The 21,674-nt window shown below is 38.0% G+C and carries 23 protein-coding genes; 20 read left to right on the forward strand and 3 right to left on the reverse strand.

The window, feature by feature from the left end; all coding sequences use genetic code 11:
• Positions 1-85 precede the first annotated feature (85 nt).
• The 17 genes from mreC to BTO11_RS05045 all read left to right on the forward strand — a co-directional run bounded on the left by mreC (position 86) and on the right by BTO11_RS05045 (position 17,332).
• Complete coding sequence (mreC, locus tag BTO11_RS04965; protein WP_105051552.1) at positions 86-925, forward strand: rod shape-determining protein MreC; 840 nt, start codon at positions 86-88, stop codon at positions 923-925.
• The gene (mreD, locus tag BTO11_RS04970; RefSeq protein WP_105051553.1) at positions 925-1,413 is read left to right on the forward strand and encodes a rod shape-determining protein MreD; all 489 of its coding nucleotides are present in this window, start codon (positions 925-927) and stop codon (positions 1,411-1,413) included. Before mreC ends, mreD begins: the two co-directional genes overlap by 1 nt.
• 2 nt (positions 1,414-1,415) lie before the next feature.
• Positions 1,416-1,976: a Maf family protein gene (locus BTO11_RS04975; RefSeq protein ID WP_105051554.1), complete on the forward strand. Its 561-nt coding sequence runs from the start codon at positions 1,416-1,418 to the stop codon at positions 1,974-1,976.
• Positions 1,976-3,448 (forward strand): ribonuclease G, encoded by a 1,473-nt coding sequence (gene rng, locus BTO11_RS04980; RefSeq protein ID WP_105051555.1) that lies wholly within the window; start codon positions 1,976-1,978, stop codon positions 3,446-3,448. The genes BTO11_RS04975 and rng overlap by 1 nt, the downstream gene beginning before the upstream one ends.
• Positions 3,449-3,469: 21 nt before the next feature.
• Positions 3,470-3,937, forward strand: coding sequence for a tRNA (adenosine(37)-N6)-threonylcarbamoyltransferase complex ATPase subunit type 1 TsaE (tsaE, locus tag BTO11_RS04985; protein WP_105051556.1), 468 nt, complete (start codon positions 3,470-3,472; stop codon positions 3,935-3,937).
• A gap of 93 nt (positions 3,938-4,030) precedes the next feature.
• Positions 4,031-5,302, forward strand: coding sequence for an N-acetylmuramoyl-L-alanine amidase (locus BTO11_RS04990; RefSeq protein ID WP_229793348.1), 1,272 nt, complete (start codon positions 4,031-4,033; stop codon positions 5,300-5,302).
• An 8-nt stretch (positions 5,303-5,310) separates the two neighbouring features.
• On the forward strand, positions 5,311-7,287 hold the full coding sequence (gene mutL / locus BTO11_RS04995) for a DNA mismatch repair endonuclease MutL (protein ID WP_105051558.1): 1,977 nt from the start codon (positions 5,311-5,313) through the stop codon (positions 7,285-7,287).
• Positions 7,288-7,325: 38 nt separating this feature from the next.
• Positions 7,326-8,261, forward strand: a complete 936-nt coding sequence (gene miaA, locus BTO11_RS05000; RefSeq protein WP_105051559.1) for a tRNA (adenosine(37)-N6)-dimethylallyltransferase MiaA — start codon at positions 7,326-7,328, stop codon at positions 8,259-8,261.
• Between the two features lie 69 nt (positions 8,262-8,330).
• Complete coding sequence (gene hfq / locus BTO11_RS05005; protein WP_105051560.1) at positions 8,331-8,579, forward strand: RNA chaperone Hfq; 249 nt, start codon at positions 8,331-8,333, stop codon at positions 8,577-8,579.
• Between the two features lie 99 nt (positions 8,580-8,678).
• Entirely contained in the window at positions 8,679-9,968 is a 1,290-nt protein-coding gene (hflX, locus tag BTO11_RS05010; RefSeq protein ID WP_105051561.1) for a ribosome rescue GTPase HflX, read from the forward strand.
• Between the two features lie 100 nt (positions 9,969-10,068).
• A complete protein-coding gene (hflK, locus tag BTO11_RS05015; protein WP_105051562.1) occupies positions 10,069-11,229 on the forward strand; it encodes an FtsH protease activity modulator HflK in 1,161 nt (386 codons plus the stop codon).
• 2 nt (positions 11,230-11,231) lie between these two features.
• Positions 11,232-12,107: a protease modulator HflC gene (gene hflC / locus BTO11_RS05020; RefSeq protein ID WP_105051563.1), complete on the forward strand. Its 876-nt coding sequence runs from the start codon at positions 11,232-11,234 to the stop codon at positions 12,105-12,107.
• 125 nt (positions 12,108-12,232) lie between these two features.
• On the forward strand, positions 12,233-13,387 hold the full coding sequence (locus BTO11_RS05025; protein ID WP_105051564.1) for an aminotransferase class V-fold PLP-dependent enzyme: 1,155 nt from the start codon (positions 12,233-12,235) through the stop codon (positions 13,385-13,387).
• Between the two features lie 2 nt (positions 13,388-13,389).
• Positions 13,390-13,566 carry a DUF2065 domain-containing protein gene (locus tag BTO11_RS05030; RefSeq protein ID WP_105051565.1) on the forward strand — a complete coding sequence of 59 codons (177 nt, stop codon included), beginning with the start codon at positions 13,390-13,392 and terminating at the stop codon, positions 13,564-13,566.
• A 214-nt stretch (positions 13,567-13,780) separates the two neighbouring features.
• On the forward strand, positions 13,781-15,079 hold the full coding sequence (locus tag BTO11_RS05035) for an adenylosuccinate synthase (protein WP_105051566.1): 1,299 nt from the start codon (positions 13,781-13,783) through the stop codon (positions 15,077-15,079).
• A 142-nt stretch (positions 15,080-15,221) separates the two neighbouring features.
• Entirely contained in the window at positions 15,222-16,589 is a 1,368-nt protein-coding gene (locus BTO11_RS05040; RefSeq protein ID WP_146105462.1) for a S41 family peptidase, read from the forward strand.
• A gap of 116 nt (positions 16,590-16,705) precedes the next feature.
• A complete protein-coding gene (locus tag BTO11_RS05045; protein ID WP_105051568.1) occupies positions 16,706-17,332 on the forward strand; it encodes a tetratricopeptide repeat protein in 627 nt (208 codons plus the stop codon).
• A gap of 108 nt (positions 17,333-17,440) precedes the next feature.
• Here the strand turns inward: BTO11_RS05045 and BTO11_RS05050 are convergent, their stop codons facing one another.
• On the reverse strand, positions 17,441-17,755 hold the full coding sequence (locus BTO11_RS05050) for a prephenate dehydrogenase (protein ID WP_105051569.1): 315 nt from the start codon (positions 17,753-17,755) through the stop codon (positions 17,441-17,443).
• A gap of 146 nt (positions 17,756-17,901) precedes the next feature.
• Here BTO11_RS05050 and BTO11_RS05055 point away from each other — a divergent pair, with 146 nt between their 5' ends.
• Positions 17,902-18,111: a hypothetical protein gene (locus BTO11_RS05055; protein WP_105051570.1), complete on the forward strand. Its 210-nt coding sequence runs from the start codon at positions 17,902-17,904 to the stop codon at positions 18,109-18,111.
• 66 nt (positions 18,112-18,177) lie between these two features.
• Here the strand turns inward: BTO11_RS05055 and epmB are convergent, their stop codons facing one another.
• Complete coding sequence (epmB, locus tag BTO11_RS05060) at positions 18,178-19,182, reverse strand: EF-P beta-lysylation protein EpmB (RefSeq protein WP_181135843.1); 1,005 nt, start codon at positions 19,180-19,182, stop codon at positions 18,178-18,180.
• 41 nt (positions 19,183-19,223) lie between these two features.
• Between epmB and efp the strand changes: the two genes are divergently transcribed.
• Together efp and epmA are read left to right on the forward strand one after the other, a co-directional pair.
• Positions 19,224-19,793: an elongation factor P gene (gene efp, locus BTO11_RS05065; protein WP_105051572.1), complete on the forward strand. Its 570-nt coding sequence runs from the start codon at positions 19,224-19,226 to the stop codon at positions 19,791-19,793.
• Positions 19,794-19,920: 127 nt separating this feature from the next.
• The gene (epmA, locus tag BTO11_RS05070) at positions 19,921-20,937 is read left to right on the forward strand and encodes an elongation factor P--(R)-beta-lysine ligase (RefSeq protein ID WP_181135844.1); all 1,017 of its coding nucleotides are present in this window, start codon (positions 19,921-19,923) and stop codon (positions 20,935-20,937) included.
• A 29-nt stretch (positions 20,938-20,966) separates the two neighbouring features.
• Here epmA and BTO11_RS05075 read toward each other — a convergent pair whose 3' ends face one another.
• Positions 20,967-21,671 (reverse strand): glycerophosphodiester phosphodiesterase, encoded by a 705-nt coding sequence (locus tag BTO11_RS05075; protein WP_105051574.1) that lies wholly within the window; start codon positions 21,669-21,671, stop codon positions 20,967-20,969.
• Between the last annotated feature and the right edge of the window lie 3 nt (positions 21,672-21,674).

Raw genomic sequence — 21,674 nt, forward strand, 5'->3', positions numbered from 1 at the left:
TTTAGTTTTGCACTTTCGCAATAATGAAAAACGGCAGTAACTACTGCCGTTTTATTTCAATAGATCTAATAACAAGTAAGTAATTATGAATCCCATTTTTGGCGCAGGACCATCATTATCTTTAAGGTTTTCTTTAGCTTTAGTTATTAGTTTTGTCACTATCACATACGATGTATACACTGATAGTTCTAAACAGATCCGCAGTTATTTAAATACTTTGGTATCACCTGTTATCTACCTAGCAAATCTACCGCAACAAGCTTTAGATGCGACATCAAAATATGCTGCGTCAAAACAAGCCTTATTAGATGAGAACGAAATACTTAGAGAGTTGCAGTTAATGCAAAACGAAAAGTTACAACGTTACAATATGCTAATGTCAGAAAATGCTAAGTTAAGAGCCTTGCTACAAACCAATTTAAGAATAGAAGTTAAAAAGTCAGTTGCTGAAATAATGGCAGTGGCGAGTAATCCATTTTCACAAAATGTAATGATAGATAAAGGCTCATCCGAAAACGTTTATGAGAGCCAACCCGTATTAGACGACCTTGGTGTAGTTGGCCAGGTTGTAAACGTAGCTAATACAACGTCTCGAGTTATTTTAATTACAGATCAAACGCATTCAATTCCTATTAGAATAGCCCGTAATGATGTACGTGGTATTTTATCAGGAACCGGTGACATAAATAAAATGTCACTCATTAACTTACCTCATGGCACAGATGTAAAAGTGGGCGATAGTCTTATTACTTCAGGTTTAGGCGAGATATTTCCAGATGGATATCCAGTTGCGAAAGTGATTGAAATTTATCCTGATGAATCTCAACCGTTCATGAATATAGTGGCACAACCAATAGCAAGACTAGACAGACTAAAACATGTCCTTTTATTGTGGCCTCAAGATAAAGTCGGAAGTGATAAATAATGGCAAAAAATGGCACATCCCCTTGGTGGTACATCAACGCAAGTATTTTAGTTGCCTTGATTTTAAGTATCATGCCGCTCCCTATTCAGTTAAAAGGTATTTGGCCTGATTGGGCTGCAATGGTTGTTATTTATTGGACTATTGCATTACCACAAAGAGTTAATATTGGTACTGCTTGGATAGTTGGGTTCTTATTAGATATCTTGTTAGGGACTGTACTTGGGGTTAATGCTTTAGCCTTGTCTTTGGTGGTATTTGCCGTATCGTCAAATTTCCAAAAATTACGTAACTTTACGGTTTGGCAACAAGCTGCACTAGTTGGCGTATTTCTAGTTTTATTCCACTTGGTGGTATTTTGGCTTAATAGATTCTTAATAAATGTGAACTTCACATTTGAATACATCACACCTTCATTTACTAGTGCATTGTTTTGGCTATGGTTATTTCCTGTTTTACGCTCATATCGCAGAAGGTTTAAGATCCGATAATTATGCAAAAAATAATTTTGGCTAGCCAATCACCAAGACGGAAAGATTTATTATCCCACATTGTTGCCAAATTTAGTGTGCAAGCCGCAGATATAGATGAAACTGTAATACCTAACGAATCTCCCATAACCTATGTTTCTCGTCTATCCTTAGAGAAAGCACAACATATCTTTAATTCAAATCCAGATGCAATTGTTATTGGCTCGGATACCTCAGTGATTATTAATGATCGCATCTTAGGTAAACCAGTAGATTTGCAAGACTGTATAAACACATTATCCTTGTTGTCAGATAAACAACATCAAGTTATCACTGCATTTACTGTAATGAGTAAGAACAAAACGATAACCCAAGTGGTCAGCACTGACGTGTTGTTTAAAGCGGTTAATGAAGAAGAAATAATTAATTATTGGCACACCGGCGAACCTCAAGACAAAGCAGGCTCCTATGCAATACAGGGCATTGGTGCAAAATTTGTCAAAGCTATTAATGGTAGTGTTAGTTCTGTAGTTGGCCTCCCTCTTGTAGAGATAGAGCAAGTCTTAAAAGAAGTGATGGAATAATGTCAGTCGAATTATTAATAAATATTACCCCTAGCGAAACTCGTGTTGCTCAAATAGAAAATGGCATGCTGCAAGAATTACACTTGGAGCGTCAAAGTACGGTAGGGATTGTTGGCAATATCTATCTTGGAAAAGTGAGTCGTGTGTTACCAGGAATGCAGGCTGCATTTGTTGATATTGGTATGGAAAAAGCGGCATTTTTGCATGCATCAGATATTATTTCCTACGACCATGAAAAAGACCAACTGACTCCTAAATCAAATTCAGTACGAGATATCGTAGATTTGGTAAGAGAAGGTCAAAAAATTATAGTTCAAGTGGTCAAAGATCCACTTGGCACTAAAGGCGCTCGCCTCACTACAGACATAACCCTCCCTTCACGTTATTTAGTCTTTATGCCAGATTCAAAGCATGTTGGCGTGTCACAGCGAATAGACAATGAAGCGGAAAGACAGCGTTTAAAGTCTATAGTTGAAGATCATTACGAAGAAGGTAATGGAGGCTTTATCGTTAGGACAGCAGCTGAAGGTGCTGGTGAAAAAGAACTTGCCCAAGATGCAGTTTTTCTTAAAAAGCTGTGGAACAAAATAATTAAGAAGAAAAAGAAAACCAGAAATCAGGCCGTGCTATATGAAGACTTGAGTTTGGCTTTTCGTATCATCCGAGATTTTGTTGCTGAAGAGTTAGAAAGAGTAAGAATCGATTCCAAACTCACATTTGGTGAACTAACGGCATTTACTGAAGAGTTCTCGCCAGAGTTAACTAAAAAGCTAGAGTACTATCCTGGTGAACGACCAATTTTCGATATGTTCGGTGTTGAGTCAGAAATAAAACGAGCTTTAGATAAAAAAGTAGATTTAAAGTCAGGTGGTTATTTAGTTATCGACCAGACCGAAGCTATGACCACCATAGATGTTAATACGGGCGCGTTTGTTGGTCATCGCAGTTTAGAAGATACTATCTTTAATACCAATAGCGAAGCAACACAAGCGATTGCTCGCCAGTTACGGTTACGCAATTTAGGCGGTATCATTATTATCGACTTTATCGATATGCTCAGTACCGACCATCAAAAACGTGTATTACACAGTTTAGAAATTGCCTTATCAAAAGACCGCGCTAAAAATAATGTGCATGGTTTCTCAGCGTTAGGCTTAGTCGAAATGACTCGTAAACGTACCCGTGAAAGCCTAGAGCATGTTTTATGCAGTGAATGCGAAGTGTGCAATGGCCGAGGTTATGTAAAGTCAGTAGAGACGATTTGTGCCGAATTACTGCGTGAAATCGTTCGTGTTAACCGAGCTTATGATGCCGACAAGTTTATAGTATACGCATCAACGGCGGTGGCGGAGTCGTTAGAAAACGATGAATTCCATAATTTAGCCGAATTAGAGGTATTTATTGGAAAACAGATTAAGGTCAAAACAGAATCACTGTATAATCAAGACCAATTTGATGTTGTGATGATGTAATCGATTAGCAATAGTAAAAATATGAATCAGTTAAGTGTTGAATTAAAAGACGAAAGTGCAACTGTCCTAATGGGAAATAAGTTGTCACAGGCTGTTAAAACAGGTGCTATTATTTATCTACATGGTGACTTAGGCGCTGGAAAAACGACCTTCACACGAGGTGTTATTCAAGGTTTAGGTCATAAAGGCAATGTAAAAAGCCCAACTTACACCTTAGTTGAGCCATATGAGCTAAACTCAGTGAATGCCTATCATTTTGACTTATATCGTCTAGGTGATCCGGAAGAGTTAGAGTTCATGGGAATACGCGATTATTTTGAACTTAATTCGCTTTGTTTAATCGAATGGCCTGAGAGGGGCGCCGGAATATTACCGGAAGCAGATTTAGACATTACATTAGAATATGTAGACGCTGGACGAGTGATTAACCTTGTGGCTAATAATCCTAAAGGTTTATCCATATTAGCGTTATTAGAACAACAGATATAAAGTTAACCCAAACTAGACATAACAAGAGAATAAATAAATAAGATGTGGCTTAACAGTGCAATTCGAATACTCCTAATTAACAGTTTGTTAGTAATGACAGTTGGCTTTTCGACGCCGGCTATTGCTGCTAAAACCGTTAAAAACGTGCGTGTTTGGCCTTCGCCAGATTCGACTCGTGTGGTATTGGATTTAACTCAGTCGATTGAATATTCTTATTTTATGTTATCCAATCCAGAACGATTAGTGTTAGACCTAAAGGGCACTGGGATTAATGCGAACCTGTCTAACCTGGCAGAGTCGAGTGACATTCTAAAGAACATCCGCAGCGCCACTAAACACAAAACCGATAGTCGTTTGGTGTTTGACCTCAGTCAAAAAATAGAACCTATCATTTTTGCTTTAAAACCAACCGCACCATACGGTAACCGACTGGTTATTGATTTAATGGATACCAAAGCGAAAGTTGCAGAAACCAAAAAGAAAATTGAATCAGATAGAAACATTATTATCGCGATAGACGCCGGACATGGTGGAGAAGATCCAGGTTCAATTGGTAGTCATGGCAATTATGAAAAACGTGTTACTTATGCCATTGCAAAAAAATTAGAGAAGTTAATAACAAAACAACCTGGGTTAACTGCGGTAATGACACGTACAGGTGATTATTACGTTAGCCTTCACGGTCGTACAGAAAAAGCCAGAAAAGCCAATGCGGACCTGCTTATCTCTATTCACGCCGATGCATATACGTCACCAAAACCAGCTGGTGCCGCCGTTTGGACTCTTAGCCCAAGACGCGCCAATTCTGAAATTGGTAAGTGGTTAGAGAAAAAAGAAAAACATTCTGAGTTACTAGGTGGTGCAGGCGAAGCCATTAAAAGTACCACGACTGAAAAGTACTTAGCTCGAACCCTGTTAGACATGTCGATGGACCACTCAATGGACCAAGGTTATTTAATCGCCAAAGAAATTTTGGGCGAGTTAAAAGGCATCACTCAGTTACATAAAAGAACTCCGCAATCGGCCAGTTTTGGCGTATTAAAATCACCTGATATTCCATCAATTTTGGTGGAAACTGGATTTATATCTAATCCGAAAGAAGAAAAGTTACTGACCAATAACTGGTTCCAAAATAAAATGGCTCATTCCATTTTTAATGCAGTTGACTCATATTATAGAAAGAACCCACCGGATGGCTCTTACTTTGCTAAATACAAAAATTTAAAGCACAAAGTCAAAAGTGGTGAGTCGTTATCTTTAGTGGCTCAAAATTATAAAGTCACAGTTTCTAAAATAAAAGAAGCTAATAACCTGCGTAACAACAGTATTAAAGTTGGGCAAGTATTGTCCATTCCTCAGTCTTAGAAGTAGTTATGACGATTAAAAAGTTGCCTCCGCAATTGGCAAACCAAATTGCGGCCGGTGAAGTTGTTGAACGCCCAGCCTCAGTTGTAAAAGAATTAGTTGAAAATGCTCTGGACGCCGGTGCGAGCAAAGTCGAAATTGACATTGAACGTGGTGGTCACAAACGTATTTTAATCCGTGATAATGGTAAAGGAATTGGCAAAGAGCAGCTCACTTTAGCTTTGTCCCGCCATGCTACCAGTAAAATTTCCAATATTGATGACCTAGAAGCGATTATGAGTTTGGGTTTTCGTGGTGAAGCATTAGCCAGTATTAGTTCCGTTTCACGTTTAACCATGACCTCGAAACCTGCCGGGCAAAATGAAGCTTGGAGTGCCATAGCAGAAGGGCTTGCTATGGACGTAGACATTAAACCTGCAGCACATCCAGATGGTACTAGTGTTGATGTGGTTGACTTGTTTTTTAACACGCCAGCCAGACGTAAATTTTTAAGAGCCGAAAAAACAGAATTTAATCATATTGAAACGCTGATCAAACGGATTGCACTGAGTCGCCCAGATGTGAGTTTTATTTTAAAACACAATCAAAAAGTGGTTCGCAAGTACCGGGCACATTCAGCAGAATTAGGCTTGGTTGAGCAAAAAAGTAAGCGAATATCAGAAGTCATTAGTAGTAATTTCATTGACTCTGCGAGCGTATTTACCAGCCAATACGATCAGGTAAATATTGCAGTTTGGATTAAGTCTCCAGAGTTGTGTGGCTCGGTTAATCCGGCACAGTATTCGTTTGTTAATGGTCGTATGATGCGCGATAAATTGATCCAGCATGCGATTAGGCAATCTTACGGTCAGTTATTACACCCTGAACAATTACCAGAATACGTTATCTTTATTGAGCTTCCTGCTAATGAAGTTGATGTTAATGTGCATCCTGCCAAACACGAAGTACGTTTTCATCATGCTCGTTTGTTACATGATCTTATCGTTAAAACGATTAAAGATGCGTTAGCTGTTTTTCAAATCCCTACACAAGTGGCCAATCAAGATAGAAGCCAAGAGCTTGATTTAACTGATGAGCATCAAAATGATGTTGCAAATCAAACTCAGGATCAAAAATCAGTTGAGCCCGCTTTACAAAATGCCACTGCAAAGCCTGCTTGGTTAGCCGAGCCAAATCATGAATATCAAACGGCGGTTGCCGTAACGGAAATTCAAAAAACTGAATTAGTGACAAAAAGTGAACCTAGAGGTTTTGGACAAGCAAGACCCAATGCTAGCTCTTTTTCTGGTTTGCGCAGTAACGCCCATTCAACAAGTCATGCGGGAAATGACGCGGTTGCAAAAAGTAACTTTGCCGCTAATCAAATGCATCAAGCATTAACTCAAATTGACCAAAATACACCAGCTCAATCATCTGAAAGAATAGACTTAACAAATCGTAACAAAAACCTAGCGGGACTGTTTTCTGTGCTATTTGTGCAGCAGCTCAGATACGCCTATTGCCAAATTGAACAAGATGTTTGGCTAGTTGATGTTCAGCAATACGCTAAGTCTTCTACAGTTAACTCACAACTAGCGAGTGGACAGCGCTTAACAAAGACACCTTTGTTAGTTCCGGTGCGTTTGAAGCTAACGGAAGACGAGAAACGTTGGTGTACTGAGTATTTAGATATCTTATCGGCGAATGGATTTGAGGTGTTGCTACACCAATATTTTTTAATTGTGAAACAGGTTCCTGCCATACTACGAAGTAATGAAGGCAATAATCAAAGTAGCCAAACTCTACCTATGTTTTTTAATCGAATTATGACGCAAGCGTTGACGGCGGAATCATTAGTAGAAAATATTTTAGATCAACAAGCACAGTTAACATCAGCCAAACAAGTCACCGACTTCTTGCTGAAAAAAGCTCAACAAGCTGACTTTATAACTGAATTAAAAGACTCCGCATTAAAACTAGATGCTGAAAGCTTACTAAGTCAGTAACGCGATTAATATGTGCATTAGGAAATAACGAATAAATTATGCAAGCTCAACAAGCTAACAATCCAGTGATCACTATCATGGGGCCAACGGCATCAGGTAAGACTGATTTGGCAATGAAATTATCAGATGAAATTAATGGCGAGATCATTAGTGTTGATTCGGCATTAATTTATAAAGGTATGGACATAGGGACAGCAAAACCAACAAAGCATGAGTTGGAAAATTACCCTCATAAATTGATAGATTTTTTAGACCCGGCTCAAACTTATTCAGCGGCTGACTTCAGACGTGATGCTTTAGCTGAGATAGAAAGTGCTTATCAAAAAGGTAAAACGCCAATTTTGGTTGGTGGCACTATGATGTATTTTAAGTCTTTGATTGAAGGTATTTCTGAATTACCAGAAGCTCAAGAACACGTTCGAGCTGAAATTCAACAATTGGCCGATCAGCATAGTTGGAGTTACATTCATGATGAATTGGCAAAAGTCGATCCTGAGTCGGCGCAACGTATTCATCCAAATGATCCACAACGGATAAATAGAGCTTACGAAATATTTTTAATTAGTGGTCAGTCGATGACAGACTTAATGAAAAAAGAAAAGCAGCCGATACCATACCCAGTCAAACAATTTGCTTTCCAGTGTGAAGACAAAACCAAATTGCACCAACGTATCGAACAAAGATTTCATATTATGTTGAAAGCGGGCTTTGAAAATGAAGTTAAGGCCTTATATAACAGAGGTGATTTGCATTTAGATCTTCCGTCAATGCGCTCTGTTGGTTATCGACAAATATGGGAACATTTAGACGGTAAGTTAGACTACGAAGAAATGATATTTAGAGGTGTCGTTGCCACACGTCAATTAGCGAAAAGGCAATTAACTTGGTTGCGAAATTGGCCAGACATGACCCAATTAGTCATTGGTAATGAAAAAGAAAACTTGCAACGAATAATAAACTCGCTAAGCTATTAACTTGTTAGGCTTTTAATTGATTAAATTCTGACAAAAAATAATAATAAATAATAAAAAGAGGGAAGTGACATGGCCAAGGGGCAGTCCTTACAGGACCCATTTTTGAATGCGTTACGTCGTGAACGTATTCCAGTTTCCATCTATTTAGTAAACGGTATTAAGCTGCAAGGGCAAGTTGAATCATTTGATCAATTTGTGATTTTGCTAAAAAACACATTGAGCCAAATGGTATATAAACATGCCATTTCAACAATAGTTCCAGCTAGACCATTTCAAACAAATCCGCATTACCAAGCTGGTGCAGACGAAACTGAATAATCGATATTTTTAATAAAAAATATTACGGTTAATATAAAAAGGGAATACGCAATGTGTATTTCCTTTTTTGCGTTGTTAATAAATAACTAGGACACTGTATTGTTTGATAGACATGAAGGCGGTGAGCGAGCGATATTAGTTCACGTCAATTTCTCTGACGAAAACGACAGAGAAGATTTAGAAGAGTTGGGGTTGTTGGTTTCTTCCGCTGGTGTGACGGCATTGTCTGTGATCACCACAACCAGAAAAAATCCCGATGCAAAGTATTATGTTGGTACAGGTAAAGCGCAAGAAATTGCAGACGCTGTGAAACTTGAAAATGCTGACATCGTGATTTTTAATCATTCGTTATCTCCTTCCCAAGAAAGAAATTTAGAAGCGTTATTGCAATGCCGAGTATTAAACCGAACAGGGTTAATACTGGATATTTTTGCTCAAAGGGCAAGAACCCATGAAGGTAAACTGCAAGTAGAGCTCGCACAGTTAAAGCATATATCCACTCGCCTCATCCGAGGTTGGACTCACTTAGAACGTCAAAAAGGCGGAATAGGTTTACGTGGCCCGGGTGAAACCCAGCTTGAAACAGACCGTAGATTATTACGAGCAAGAATAAGTCACATATTAGGGCGTTTAGATAAAGTATCTAAACAACGTGAACAAGGTCGTCGCTCCCGTAAAAAAGCAGAGGTGCCAACGGTTTCTTTGGTTGGTTACACCAATGCGGGGAAATCTACCTTATTTAATGCAATCACTAACGCGGATGTTTATGCCGCGGATCAGTTATTTGCGACTCTTGATCCCACATTAAGAAAAATAGATATTGTCGATGTTGGCGAAACTATTTTAGCCGATACGGTTGGTTTTATTCGTCATTTACCACACGATCTTGTGGCTGCTTTTAAAGCAACGTTAATTGAAACCAGAGAAGCGGATTTGCAGCTACATGTTGTCGATGCAGCCGACGTGCGCCGTGCGGACAACATGGAACAAGTGGCTGAAGTATTAAAAGAAATTGAAGCTGACGACGTAACTCAGTTAATTGTATTTAATAAAATTGATTTATTAGATGGAATTAAGCCGCATATTGAACGCAATGATGAAGGTTTACCTATTGCTGTTTGGTGCTCAGCACAAGATAAACAAGGTATGGAGTTAGTTAAACAAGCTATTTCTGAAATCCTTGGTTTAGCTATGGTTGAAATGAATTTAACGTTACCTGTAACAGAAGGTAAATTACGTGCTAGTTTGTATCAATTAAATGCTGTGTTAGATGAAACGATAGATGAAGATGGAAATTGGTTAACACATGTTCGAATTTCCCTGGTAGATGAACAAAAAATAAAAAAACAACTGGGCTACGGCATTGAAAAATGGCGTGTTCAGCATTAGATACAGTAAAGTTATTAATTTTTAGTAGATTACATAGAGTTATTTTAGCGATTTTGCTAAATTAGCGGACAGAAACTTTAGATATAGATTGGAGCAATTTATGGCCTGGAACGAACCGGGAAATAACGACAACGATCCGTGGAAGAACCGCGGTAAAGATCAGGGGCCACCTGATTTGGATGAGTTGTTTAAAGATTTAGGTAAACGTTTTAATGGCATGTTTGGTGGTGGTAAACCATCTGGGTCAGGTAAAAAGTCGTCTGGCTCTCTAGGCATTATATTAGTATTAGTTGCTGCCTTTTTGATATGGGTTATATCTGGTATTTATACATTAAAAGAAGCAGAGCGCGGTGTGGTTTTGACTTTTGGTGAATATTCTTCATTAGAAGAGCCGGGAATACAATTTAAGTGGACATTCATCCAAGATGTTTATCCAGTTAATATTCAAACCGTGAGAACTTTACCGTCTTCAGGATTCATGCTAACAAAAGATGAAAATGTAGTACGTGTTGAAATGGAAGTGCAATATAAAGTTGTGAATCCACGTAATTACCTGTTCTCTACTCCAAATCCAGAAAACAGCTTACGTCAGGCAACTGACAGTGCATTACGTATGGTTATTGGTCATTCAAAAATGGATGATATCTTAACCTCAGGTCGTGAAGTTGTTCGTCAAGATACATGGCGCGAACTAGACGGGATCATTAAGTCTTATAACCTTGGTTTAATCATAGTCGACGTTAACTTTAAAGACGCTCGTCCTCCTGAAGAAGTAAAAGATGCATTTGATGACGCGATTGCGGCACAGGAAGATGAAATTCGTTATGTAAACGAAGCAAAAGCTTATGAAAGTGAAGTTGAACCTAGAGCTCGTGGTCAAGTGAATCGTATGGTTCAAGAAGCGACAGCTTATAAACAAGGTAAAATTTTGGCTGCACAAGGTCAAGTTTCTAAGTTTGAGCAATTATTACCAGAATATAAATTGGCTCCTAAGGTAACGAAAGACCGTTTGTATTTAGAAACAATGGAACAAGTTTATTCTAATACAACAAAAATCATTGTTAACACTTCAGGTAGTGGCAACATGATGTATCTTCCGTTGGACAAAATAATGCAACAACATCAGAACAAAACTAACGTTGACGGTTCGAGAGAAAATGTTAATTACAACACAGGTTCAGGTAACACAACTCAACCTACTCAAAACTCGACAAACTCAGGTTCTCGTTCTGACCGATTTAATAATGAAGGGAGAAACTAAGCATGAAAAACTTTAGTATTATTGCCCTAGTTTTAATTGGCCTATTATCATTTTCTTCATTATTTGTAGTGAAGGAAGGTGAGCGTGGAATCGTAATTCAATTTGGTAAAGTAAAACGTGACAGCGCAGAACAAACTGTTGTTTATGAGCCAGGTTTACATTTCAAATTACCTTTTGTTGAAAAAGTAAGAGTGTTAGATGCGCGTCTACAAACGTTAGATGATTCAGCTGACCGTTTCGTTACTGCAGAGAAAAAAGACTTAATTGTTGATTCGTTTATTAAATGGCGTATATCAGATTTCGCTACTTACTACCTATCAACAGGTAACCTAAAATCACAAGCTGAACAGTTATTAAAGCAGAAAGTAAACAACGCTTTAAGAACTGAGTTTGGTACTCGTACAATCAAAGAGATTGTATCTGGTGAACGTGAAGAGCTAATGCAACAAGCAATTGAAGCAGCCAAAAGCACTAGTGACTTAGGTATTGAAGTATTAGACGTTCGTGTTAAACAAATTAATTTACCACTAGAGGTAAGTAAGTTTATATTTGAACGTATGCGTACAGAACGCTTAAAAGTAGCTAAGAAACATCGTTCAGAAGGTAAAGAACGAGCTGAAATTTTACGTGCAGACATAGACGCTAAAATTACAGTTATGTTGGCTGAAGCAGAACGTGAAGCTCAAATATTACGTGGTGGCGGTGAAGCAACTGCAGCTCAGTTATATGCAAAAGCGTTTAATAAAAACCCAGAGTTTTTTGCTTTTGTACGTAGTTTAGAAGCTTACAAAAACAGCTTTAACAGCAAAAACGATATTATGGTTATTGAACCAGATAATGACTTCTTCAAGTACATGAAGTCGACATCAGGTAAGTAATCGTTACAAAGATGTAATTTAATAAGGCCCTGTTATAAAATAACAGGGCCTTTTTTATTGCCTGAATGTTAATAACTGGGTAGTTTAATAGCACGAGTTAATCCCTTCATATCAATGGTTCTGTCATGGCTACTTATCAACATTTATACAAACAGTTTTTAGCAGCACGTCCTAATGTGCAACACTTTGCATGCCATAGTCATCATTACTGGCCAGATGTTACTCGCCAGGCCATGTTGGATTACTGGGATGACACTGCAAGCATGGTTGATGGAAAGTGGGAGTATATTTTTGCTAATAAATTACCAGCAACACAGGCGTTAATCGCCAAAGCACTAAACTTAACTTCACCAGAACGTATTGTTTTCGCACCTAATACGCATGAATTGTTATACCGAATATATTCTAGTTTTGAGCCTAATAAAAAAATAAAAATACTCACAACCGACAGTGAGTTTTATTCGTTCCAAAGACAATCAGAGCGATTAGAACAAGCTGATCTAGTTGAAATTACACGGATTGCCACAGAACCCTTTGCTACCTTTGAACAAAGATTCACGGCGGCGGCCAATCAACATAATTTTGATTGGATATTTGTCAGTCAGGTATTTTTTAACTCCGGCTACGCGATTAATAATTTAACCGATTTTGTAAAAAAATTACCGACCAAACCTTTGATCACCATTGACGGTTATCATGGATTTTTTGCTATACCCACGGACTTGTCTGAGCTTGAACAACAAGTGTTTTATTTAGCGGGAAGTTACAAGTATGCACAAGGTGGTGAAGGCGCTTGTTTTGCGGTAGTGCCAGATGGCAACTTTGAACCTATTTATACAGGATGGTTTGCTGAATTTGGTGACTTACATAAAAGAAAAAAAGGGCAGGTTGGTTATGCACAGCACGGCCAGCAGTTTGCTGGGGCAACCATAGATTACACCGCTATGTACCGCTTGCACGCAAGCTTAACCTTGTTTGAACAAGAGGGGTTAAGTGTTGAGGTTATTCATCAGTACGTAGAGAATTGTCAGCAAGTATTTTTACAGCACATTGATAAACTAAATCATCCGTTACTTAATAGGTCAAATTTATTAACCCCAAACAGTGCTCACGGCCATTTTCTAACATTTAAACTAGCGGAGTCCGATGTAGTTGAGATAGCTAAAAAAATGGATGCTCATGGCATAAAGACCGACTTTAGAGGTGACAGATTACGTTTTGGTTTCGCGATTTATCATAATCCACAACAATACGATCTTACTTGCTTAGCACAGGATTAATTATGGATTGGCTTACTATTATCGGATTTGTACTTATTGTCGAAGGTTTGATGCCTTTGTTATTTCCAAAGCAATGGCATAACTATGTGCAGAAATTAGCGTTAGAGCCGCTCTCTACTATTCGAATTGTCGGTGGTGTCTTGTTTGTTTTAGGCTCTTTATTGTTAGTTTTCAGATAAAACTTTAATCAAACTGCCTGGCTTTTAACCGATTGATAAACGGTAAAAGCTAAAAAGTAATAAAAAAAATATTTTCACTTATTTATATTTAATTAAATTGTTCTTTTATAACAAGTAGATAGCCTTTATTTTCGGTTGTTTTAAAAATATCGGGTGAACTTCCTCCTGTAATTTTGGTAGAATCCCCGCCTAATTTTTTCTGAGTGGAAATGTAATGGGCAAGAACGTAGTTGTTTTAGGAACCCAATGGGGTGACGAAGGTAAAGGTAAAGTTGTAGATCTATTAACTGATAAAGCATCGTATGTAGTGCGTTATCAAGGTGGTCACAATGCAGGCCATACTCTAGTTATCGACGGAGAAAAAACAGTATTACACCTAATCCCATCAGGTATTTTACGCGCTGGTGTTAAATGTATTATCGGTAATGGTGTTGTTTTATCACCAGAAGCGTTAATGACAGAAATCGGCATGTTAGAAGAAAGAGGCGTTCCAGCTAAAGAACGTTTACTGATCTCAGAAGCCTGTCCTTTGATCCTTCCTTACCACATCGCTTTAGATAAAGCGCGTGAGTTAGCTCGTGGTAAAAAAGCCATAGGCACTACCGGTCGTGGTATTGGTCCAGCATACGAAGATAAAGTAGCTCGTCGTGGCTTACGTGTTGGCGATTTATTCAATCCTGTATTATTCAAAGAAAAATTAAAAGAAGTATTGGAATACCACAACTTCACTTTAGTAAATTACTATAAAGTTGAAGCGGTTGATTTTGATAAGACTTATAACGACGCAATGGCAGTAGCTGAAATCTTAAAAGCTATGGTTGTTGACGTTACTGATATGTTAGATAAAGCACGTATTGCTGGCGAATCTATCTTGTTTGAAGGTGCTCAAGGTACTTTACTAGATATCGACCACGGTACTTACCCTTATGTAACTTCATCTAATACTACTGTTGGTGGTGTTGCCACTGGTGCTGGTTTTGGTCCATGTCATTTAGACTATGTACTAGGTATCGTTAAAGCATACACAACACGTGTTGGTTCAGGTCCTTTCCCTACTGAATTATCATGTGAAGTAGGCAATCATTTAGGTACTAAAGGCCATGAGTTTGGTGCCACTACAGGACGTGAACGTCGTTGTGGTTGGTTTGACGCCGTTGCAATGAAACGTGCTGTTCAACTTAACTCAATCACAGGTTTTTGCTTAACTAAACTAGATGTTTTAGATGGTTTAAAAGAAATCAAAATCTGTACTGGTTATAAATTAGCTGACGGTACAATTGTTGATGTACCACCAATGGCTGCTGAAGGTTACGAAACTGCGACGCCTTTATATGAAAGTATGCCTGGTTGGAGTGAGAACTCATTTGGTGTAACTTCATTTGACGCGCTACCAGTTGCAGCTCAAAAGTATATTAAACGCTTAGAAGAAATTACAGGCATACCAATGGATATTATTTCTACTGGTCCTGACAGAAACGAAACGATGATCATTCGTAACCCGTTCTCTGCATAATTTAGTTTTTACTAAGTCATTAAAAAAAACCGTCTATGACGGTTTTTTTATGCCTAAAATTTAACACCCAACTACTAGAAAGCTAACTTAGATTAGATTAAGGTATCTTCATTAAACATTACAAAAAATAAGAGTGATTATTTTGAAAGCGTATCAACATCTATTAATGATATTTTCTACATTAGTACTATCTTCATGTTCAGATGACTCAGATAGTCAAGCCAGTCAATTTGATAATCTCTTCACTAGTAGCAATTGCAGTGTTTCAGGTGCGAATGATCAATTATTTTCATTACTACAAGAAAAGTACTTTTGGAATGAAGGCTTACCAAAAAGTATAGATTCCAATGCGTACGACTCTTTATCCGATGCGTTATATGAATTACGTGATGAAAAAGACCGTTTTAGCTTTGTATTAACCTATGAAGAATATGAAGATTATGCCAATTCCGTGTTTTTTGGTTATGGCTTTGGCCATGAAATAACACAGGGAAATGATGGGTTAAGGATCAAATACGTTTTCGAAGAAGGCTCTGCAGCACAAAATGGTTTACAGCGAGGCGATATAATCACTAAGGTTGGGGATGATTTAGTTTCAGATTTAGTGGCACAAGTTATTGCGGGAACAACCACGTTTTCCGATATTTTTGGCCCTAATGAAGATGGTTACTCAGTGGAAGTCACCTTTGTAAAACCTGATAGTACTGTCGTTGTGGCTGATTTCAGCAAAGGTAGCATAGTTGCAAATACCGTGATGGCATCTGAAACCAAAGAGTTAACCATAGATGGCGAAAGTAAAAATGTGGCATATATGGTGTTTGATTCTTTCAAAGAAAGCTCTCAAACAGAAATTAATACCGCTTTTACCCAGTTTAAAACCGACAACGTAGATGAGATGATCTTAGACTTACGTTATAACGGTGGTGGTTTAATATCTGTGGCAAATCAATTAAGTAGTCAAATTGGTGGCTATAATGTTGAAGATGAAATTTTTCTTAGTTATCAATTTAATGAAAACCAAAGTAGTAAGAATGAAAGTATATTATTCTCGCTAGGCCAAGGTATAGAACAGCTCAACTTAGATAAATTAGTGGTGCTAACAACTGAAAGTAGTTGCTCTGCCAGTGAATTAGTGATCAATGCGTTAGACCCATTTCTTGATGTGACGATTGTTGGTGATACGACTTGTGGTAAGCCAATAGGCATGAGCCCAGAATTAGTTTGTGACCATGTTATTTATGCGATTAACTTTCAAACCATGAATGCAGTTGGTTTTGGTGACTATTTTGATGGATTGCCAGCAACATGTTCCGTTGCTGATGAAGTAACTGGAAACTGGGGTGATGATAATGACCCTATTCTTGCAGAAGGATTAAACTATTTGGCAACGGGTCAGTGTAGTGCTTCTAGTGCGTCTTCTAAATTGCTGAATCAAAATAAAAATCAAAAAAGCACAATACGCAAAGACTTATCAATTAAAGACATGATGCTGCATAAAGATGCAATTTAGCCTGATGGCTTAGTAATTGCTTAGATTATGTATCTAAGCAATTTAGTTGCTAAAGTAATAAAGTACGGCAATAAAATACGTACTTTATTGCCATCTACTTTGAACGCAGGAACCTAATGAAATTATTTTTAAGCCTATTATTGGTGTTGTCTTTTCACTCTTTAGCCGATGAAACTATTGATGATGAAATATTACAAGCGGTGCAAATATACTCACAAGATGAATTGTTGGATTTAATAAAAGAAAACAAGCATTTAGAACGAGTTAAAGCCGACCGCTGTCAGTTGAATCGTGATATTAAAGACAGAGCAATAAAGCTAAAAGTACCTGCTTATCAATTTTTATATGGCGACATGTTAGCGTGGGGCGTGTGTTTTGAACGTGACCCAGAATTAGGATTGTTTTATATCCGTGAATCTTCTAGTCAAGGTTTAGTCGAGGCTATCGAACAGTTGGGGCGTTATTACTTTATTGGTCGTTTTGTCCAAAAAGACTTAGAGAGGGCGTATCAACTAACTTACCGTGCGGCAGAGTTAGGTAACATAAATGCACAACTAAGATTAGTGCAAATGCATTTAGATGGCTTAGGTAGCCCATATGAATTTGAAAATTCGTATCGTTTATTGCATCACTCGATTATTGCCGATGAAGCCAAACATAAAGAAGCGGCCGACTTATTGGCTCAACTTTCCGTAATGATGAGTCCTAAGTCAGTTAAAAAAGCAAAAAAGTCAGATTACTAAATTCTCTAATTCTTGATGCCCTGAGCTAGAGATATAGAAACACACTGACTTTTAATTAAGCTAGCCCGTCCCAATTTAGGACGGCTTAGCCTAATACCTCAACCGTGATTACTTCAGTACGTTCTTAAGATCTGCAATAGTTTTATGTAACAAGTGCAACTTCTTCACAATACTTTCAATATCACCTTTTGCATCAGACAAGTCTTTGTCTGAGTTTTTAAGCGTGAGTATCTGCTCAGCGGTTTCTTCCAAATAAGGCATAAATTTATCTGATTCGGCCGTGAATAAATTTGAGTCTTTAAATATGGCTGCAAATTTACCGTGACCACTTTTTTTAAGATCCTTTAAACGATTATCTGCATCAATTGCTTTACGATATAACTCTTTTAGGTTCTCTTCTAAACTACTTACTATATTTTCCACTTAAGATCTCTGAATATTGTCCGATAAACTGATGGGGTATTTTACCTTAACTTTACCGAATTAACCTATTCATTGTTTTATTCTGTTTGATTCGGTATTAGTTTAGATAAATACAAAGTCCAATTTTTAAATATAGGAGTCGTGTTATGCAAATATCACCTTCAAGTACAGGACAAGTTACCTCAAGCGCAATGCAAGGCGGGGAGGCATTAGCTGCTAACCTATCAAAAGGCGCACAAGAGATGGAAGGGCAAGCAGCGTTGGCGTTATTATCGTCAACAGCTCAACTTCCGAGCTCTAGCCCTGTTGGAAGTACTGGTGGCGTAATAGGTCAACGCATTAATATTAGTGTTTAACTAATAATGCGTGACTAAGTTATAAAGCAGATAGTGGTTTTATCTCGAACTTAGTTTACCTAGAGTTCAGGGGAGGATTGGAGTTTTACTCTGCTCCCCCCCTATTTCCCGCACTAATTTAGGCATTAAAAACCCGGGCAGTTCAGCCAACATTTCGCTGTATAATTGTTTTGCTTGAGTTTCTGAGATATCAAAATGCATAGCCCCGCTTACTTTGTCCAACAAATGCAAATAATAAGGGAGTATGTCAGCTGCAAATAATGACTCACTTAAGTTCACTTGCGCCGTTAAGGTGTCATTCACCTCTTTTAATAAAACAGCCTGATTGAGTAAAGTCACATTTGCGTGCTTTAATTTCTGACAAGCGACTTTTAACTGGTCGCTGATCTCATTCTCATGGTTAATATGCATCACCATAATCACTTTGAAAGTCGCTGTATTAAATATGGCTAACAAGTCATCCGTAATACGACTAGGAATTACAACAGGAAGACGTGTATGGATGCGTACGCGTGTAACATGCTTTATGCTAGACACTTGTGTTAAAAACCATTCTATCGCGTTGTCGTCTGCCATAAGTGGGTCGCCGCCACTTAAAATAACTTCGTTTATTTGAGGATGTTGTTTTATATAGTCTAAATGCGTTAACAGTTGTTTCTTATTAACTGAGTTGTCGGCATAAGGAAAATGACGACGAAAACAATAACGACAATTTACCGCGCAGCCGCCTTTAAATATAATTAACACTCGGCTTTTATATTTATGCAATAAACCTGGCGTTGCATTATTTTGTTCCGACAAAGGGTCTGCAACATATTCTGGGGTAGAGTGAAATTCAAATTTACTTGGGAATACTTGTTTAAATAAAGGATCGGCTACCTCTTTTTTCTGCATTAAATTAGCAAAGTGCACAGGCACACGCATGTTAAATAACGAGCGAGCTTCTATATCTTGGCCAAAATCAGCAGGGTCAAACCCAAGATGTTCGAGCAATAATTCTGGCTTGGTGAAACTTTGTTTTAATTCTTTTTGCCATTGGGACTCAACACGGACGTTAGCTTGATGTATCATTCGGGTCACTTACATAATATTAATTATTTTTAGAGGGCGAAATGGCAACATTTAGCACCAACCAATTTAAAGCCGGTCTTAAGTTAATGATAGACGGCGAGCCTTGTAACATTCTTGAGAATGAAAATGTAAAACCGGGTAAAGGCCAAGCCTTTAACCGTGTAAAAATTCGTAAACTTGTTAGTGGTAAAGTAATCGAGAAAACGTTTAAGTCTGGCGAATCTGTTGAAGGCGCTGACGTTATGGATATCGAACTAGCTTATTTATATAACGATGGCGAATTCTGGCATTTCATGAACAACGAAACATTTGAACAAGTTGCTGCTGATGAAAAAGCAGTAGTAGATTCTATCAAATGGTTAGTTGAAAACGACGTTTGTACTTTAACACTATGGAATAATAACCCAATAGCGGTTACGCCTCCAAACTTTGTAGAGTTAGAAATTACAGAAACGGATCCTGGCTTAAAAGGCGATACTGCTGGAACGGGTGGTAAACCTGCAACATTATCAACAGGTGCGGTTGTTCGTGTACCTTTATTTGTGCAAACAGGCGAAGTCATTAAAGTTGATACGCGTACTGGCGATTATGTTGGCCGTGTACAAAAATAACATTCTCGTTAAAGAGTACATAGTTATTAAAAAAGCCTGACGATGTCGGGCTTTTTAGTAATTACACTTTACACCTCCCGTTTTAGGGCTCGCTTAAATTTAAAATGCTTAATTGGAAAAGAATGACATGTGGCAACCTTCAGCATCAATCCCAACGTTAAAAGCACGCTCTATTTTTCTTGCGGCCATTAGGCAGTTTTTTGCGAGTAAAGATGTGTGGGAAGTAGAAACACCAATCTTAAGTAACAACACAGTGACCGACTTACACTTGGATGCGTTTAATACCCAATTTAACTTTGATGTCACAGGCGAACAAAAATCATTGTTTTTACAAACTTCGCCAGAGTTTGCCATGAAACGATTATTAGCCGCTGACAGTGGTGCTATTTTCCAAATTACTAAAGCTTTTAGGCATGAAGCCGCAGGGCGCTTTCATAACCCAGAATTCACTATGCTTGAATGGTATCGCCCAGACTTTGACGATAAAAAACTGATGGCAGAATTAGATGAGTTACTGCAATTCACCATAAATACTAAGCCCGCAATTTACCTGAGTTACCAACAGGCATTTATTGATTATCTGTCTTTTGACCCGCTAGCGACTAATTTAACGGAATTAAAAAGTATTATTACCAAGCATTCAACCGATGAATGGCTACAACAAGAGACCAAGACTGATACTTTATTGCAATGGTTGTTTAGCATGAAAATAGAGCCTCTTTTGGGTTTACATAGCGCCTTAAATGCAAGCGAAAACCCAGAAAAAAAACTATCAAGCGATGATTGGACTCCATGTTTTATTTACGACTTCCCTGCAAGCCAAGCGTCATTGGCAAAAGTAAGCCAAAGTGACTCGCGAGTGGCACATAGATTTGAGTTGTATTATCAAGGTGTGGAATTGGCAAATGGCTTTTATGAACTACAAGATAACAAAGAGCAATTACGCAGATTCAACGCAGACAATGCGCTGAGAGTACAAGCTGGATTACCAGCAAAGCCGATAGACAATAATTTGTTAGCGGCACTGGAAAGTGGTTTGCCAGATTGTGCAGGTGTTGCTGTAGGAATCGACCGCTTATTTATGCTGAAACAAAATTTAACCCACATAAATCAAGCCATCGCATTTGATGTGAGCAGGGCATAACTATTTCAAAAATAGGTTTAGTTGGCGCTTTACTGCGAAAAACCATTAATAACATTAAATGCATGTAACGGGTCGTTAGCAAATATGCCATCGACCTCATTTTGATAACACCATTGTATTTCTTGAGTGTGATCAATGGTGAAAATATACACCTGAGTACCAAGCGCTTTCACTTCATTCAAAAAGGCCTTGTTTACACAGTCCATATCTAAATGAATACTAAATACCGCAAAGTGAGTCAGATATTTTTTAATGTCTATTGGGCGATTAGTCAGTAGTAAACCAAGCTTTAAACTTGCATCTAAAATATGTAATTTTTTTAAGTACACATGATTAAAAGAAGAAATGATCAGGTTTTCCATTGGGAAGTTAACTTTGTCACAAACCAGTTTTAGCTTTTTAAAGAACAAACCTATGCTTCTGATCTTCTTCAATTCAATATTAAGGACTAACGACTTATCGGCTAATTCTTCAATGAGCCATTCCAGAGTTGGAATTGGTTTGCCATCTTTGCCCACAATGTTGGCAACATCATCTTCAGTTAAATTGATGGTTTTTTTATCAATATCAAATAAGCGGGTTAACCATCTGTCGTGGATAACAATGAAGTCTTCTCCAGCTTGAAACAAATCTATTTCCACTCCAGCCATAATACTCGAGTCACATTGGCTAATCGCCGTTTGGCTATTTTCGGGAAAGTGAGCTGAAATACCTCGGTGAGCAAATATTTTCATTGA

Origin of the sequence: Psychrosphaera saromensis (assembly GCF_002954545.1) — a bacterium.
Classification (GTDB): domain Bacteria; phylum Pseudomonadota; class Gammaproteobacteria; order Enterobacterales; family Alteromonadaceae; genus Psychrosphaera; species Psychrosphaera saromensis.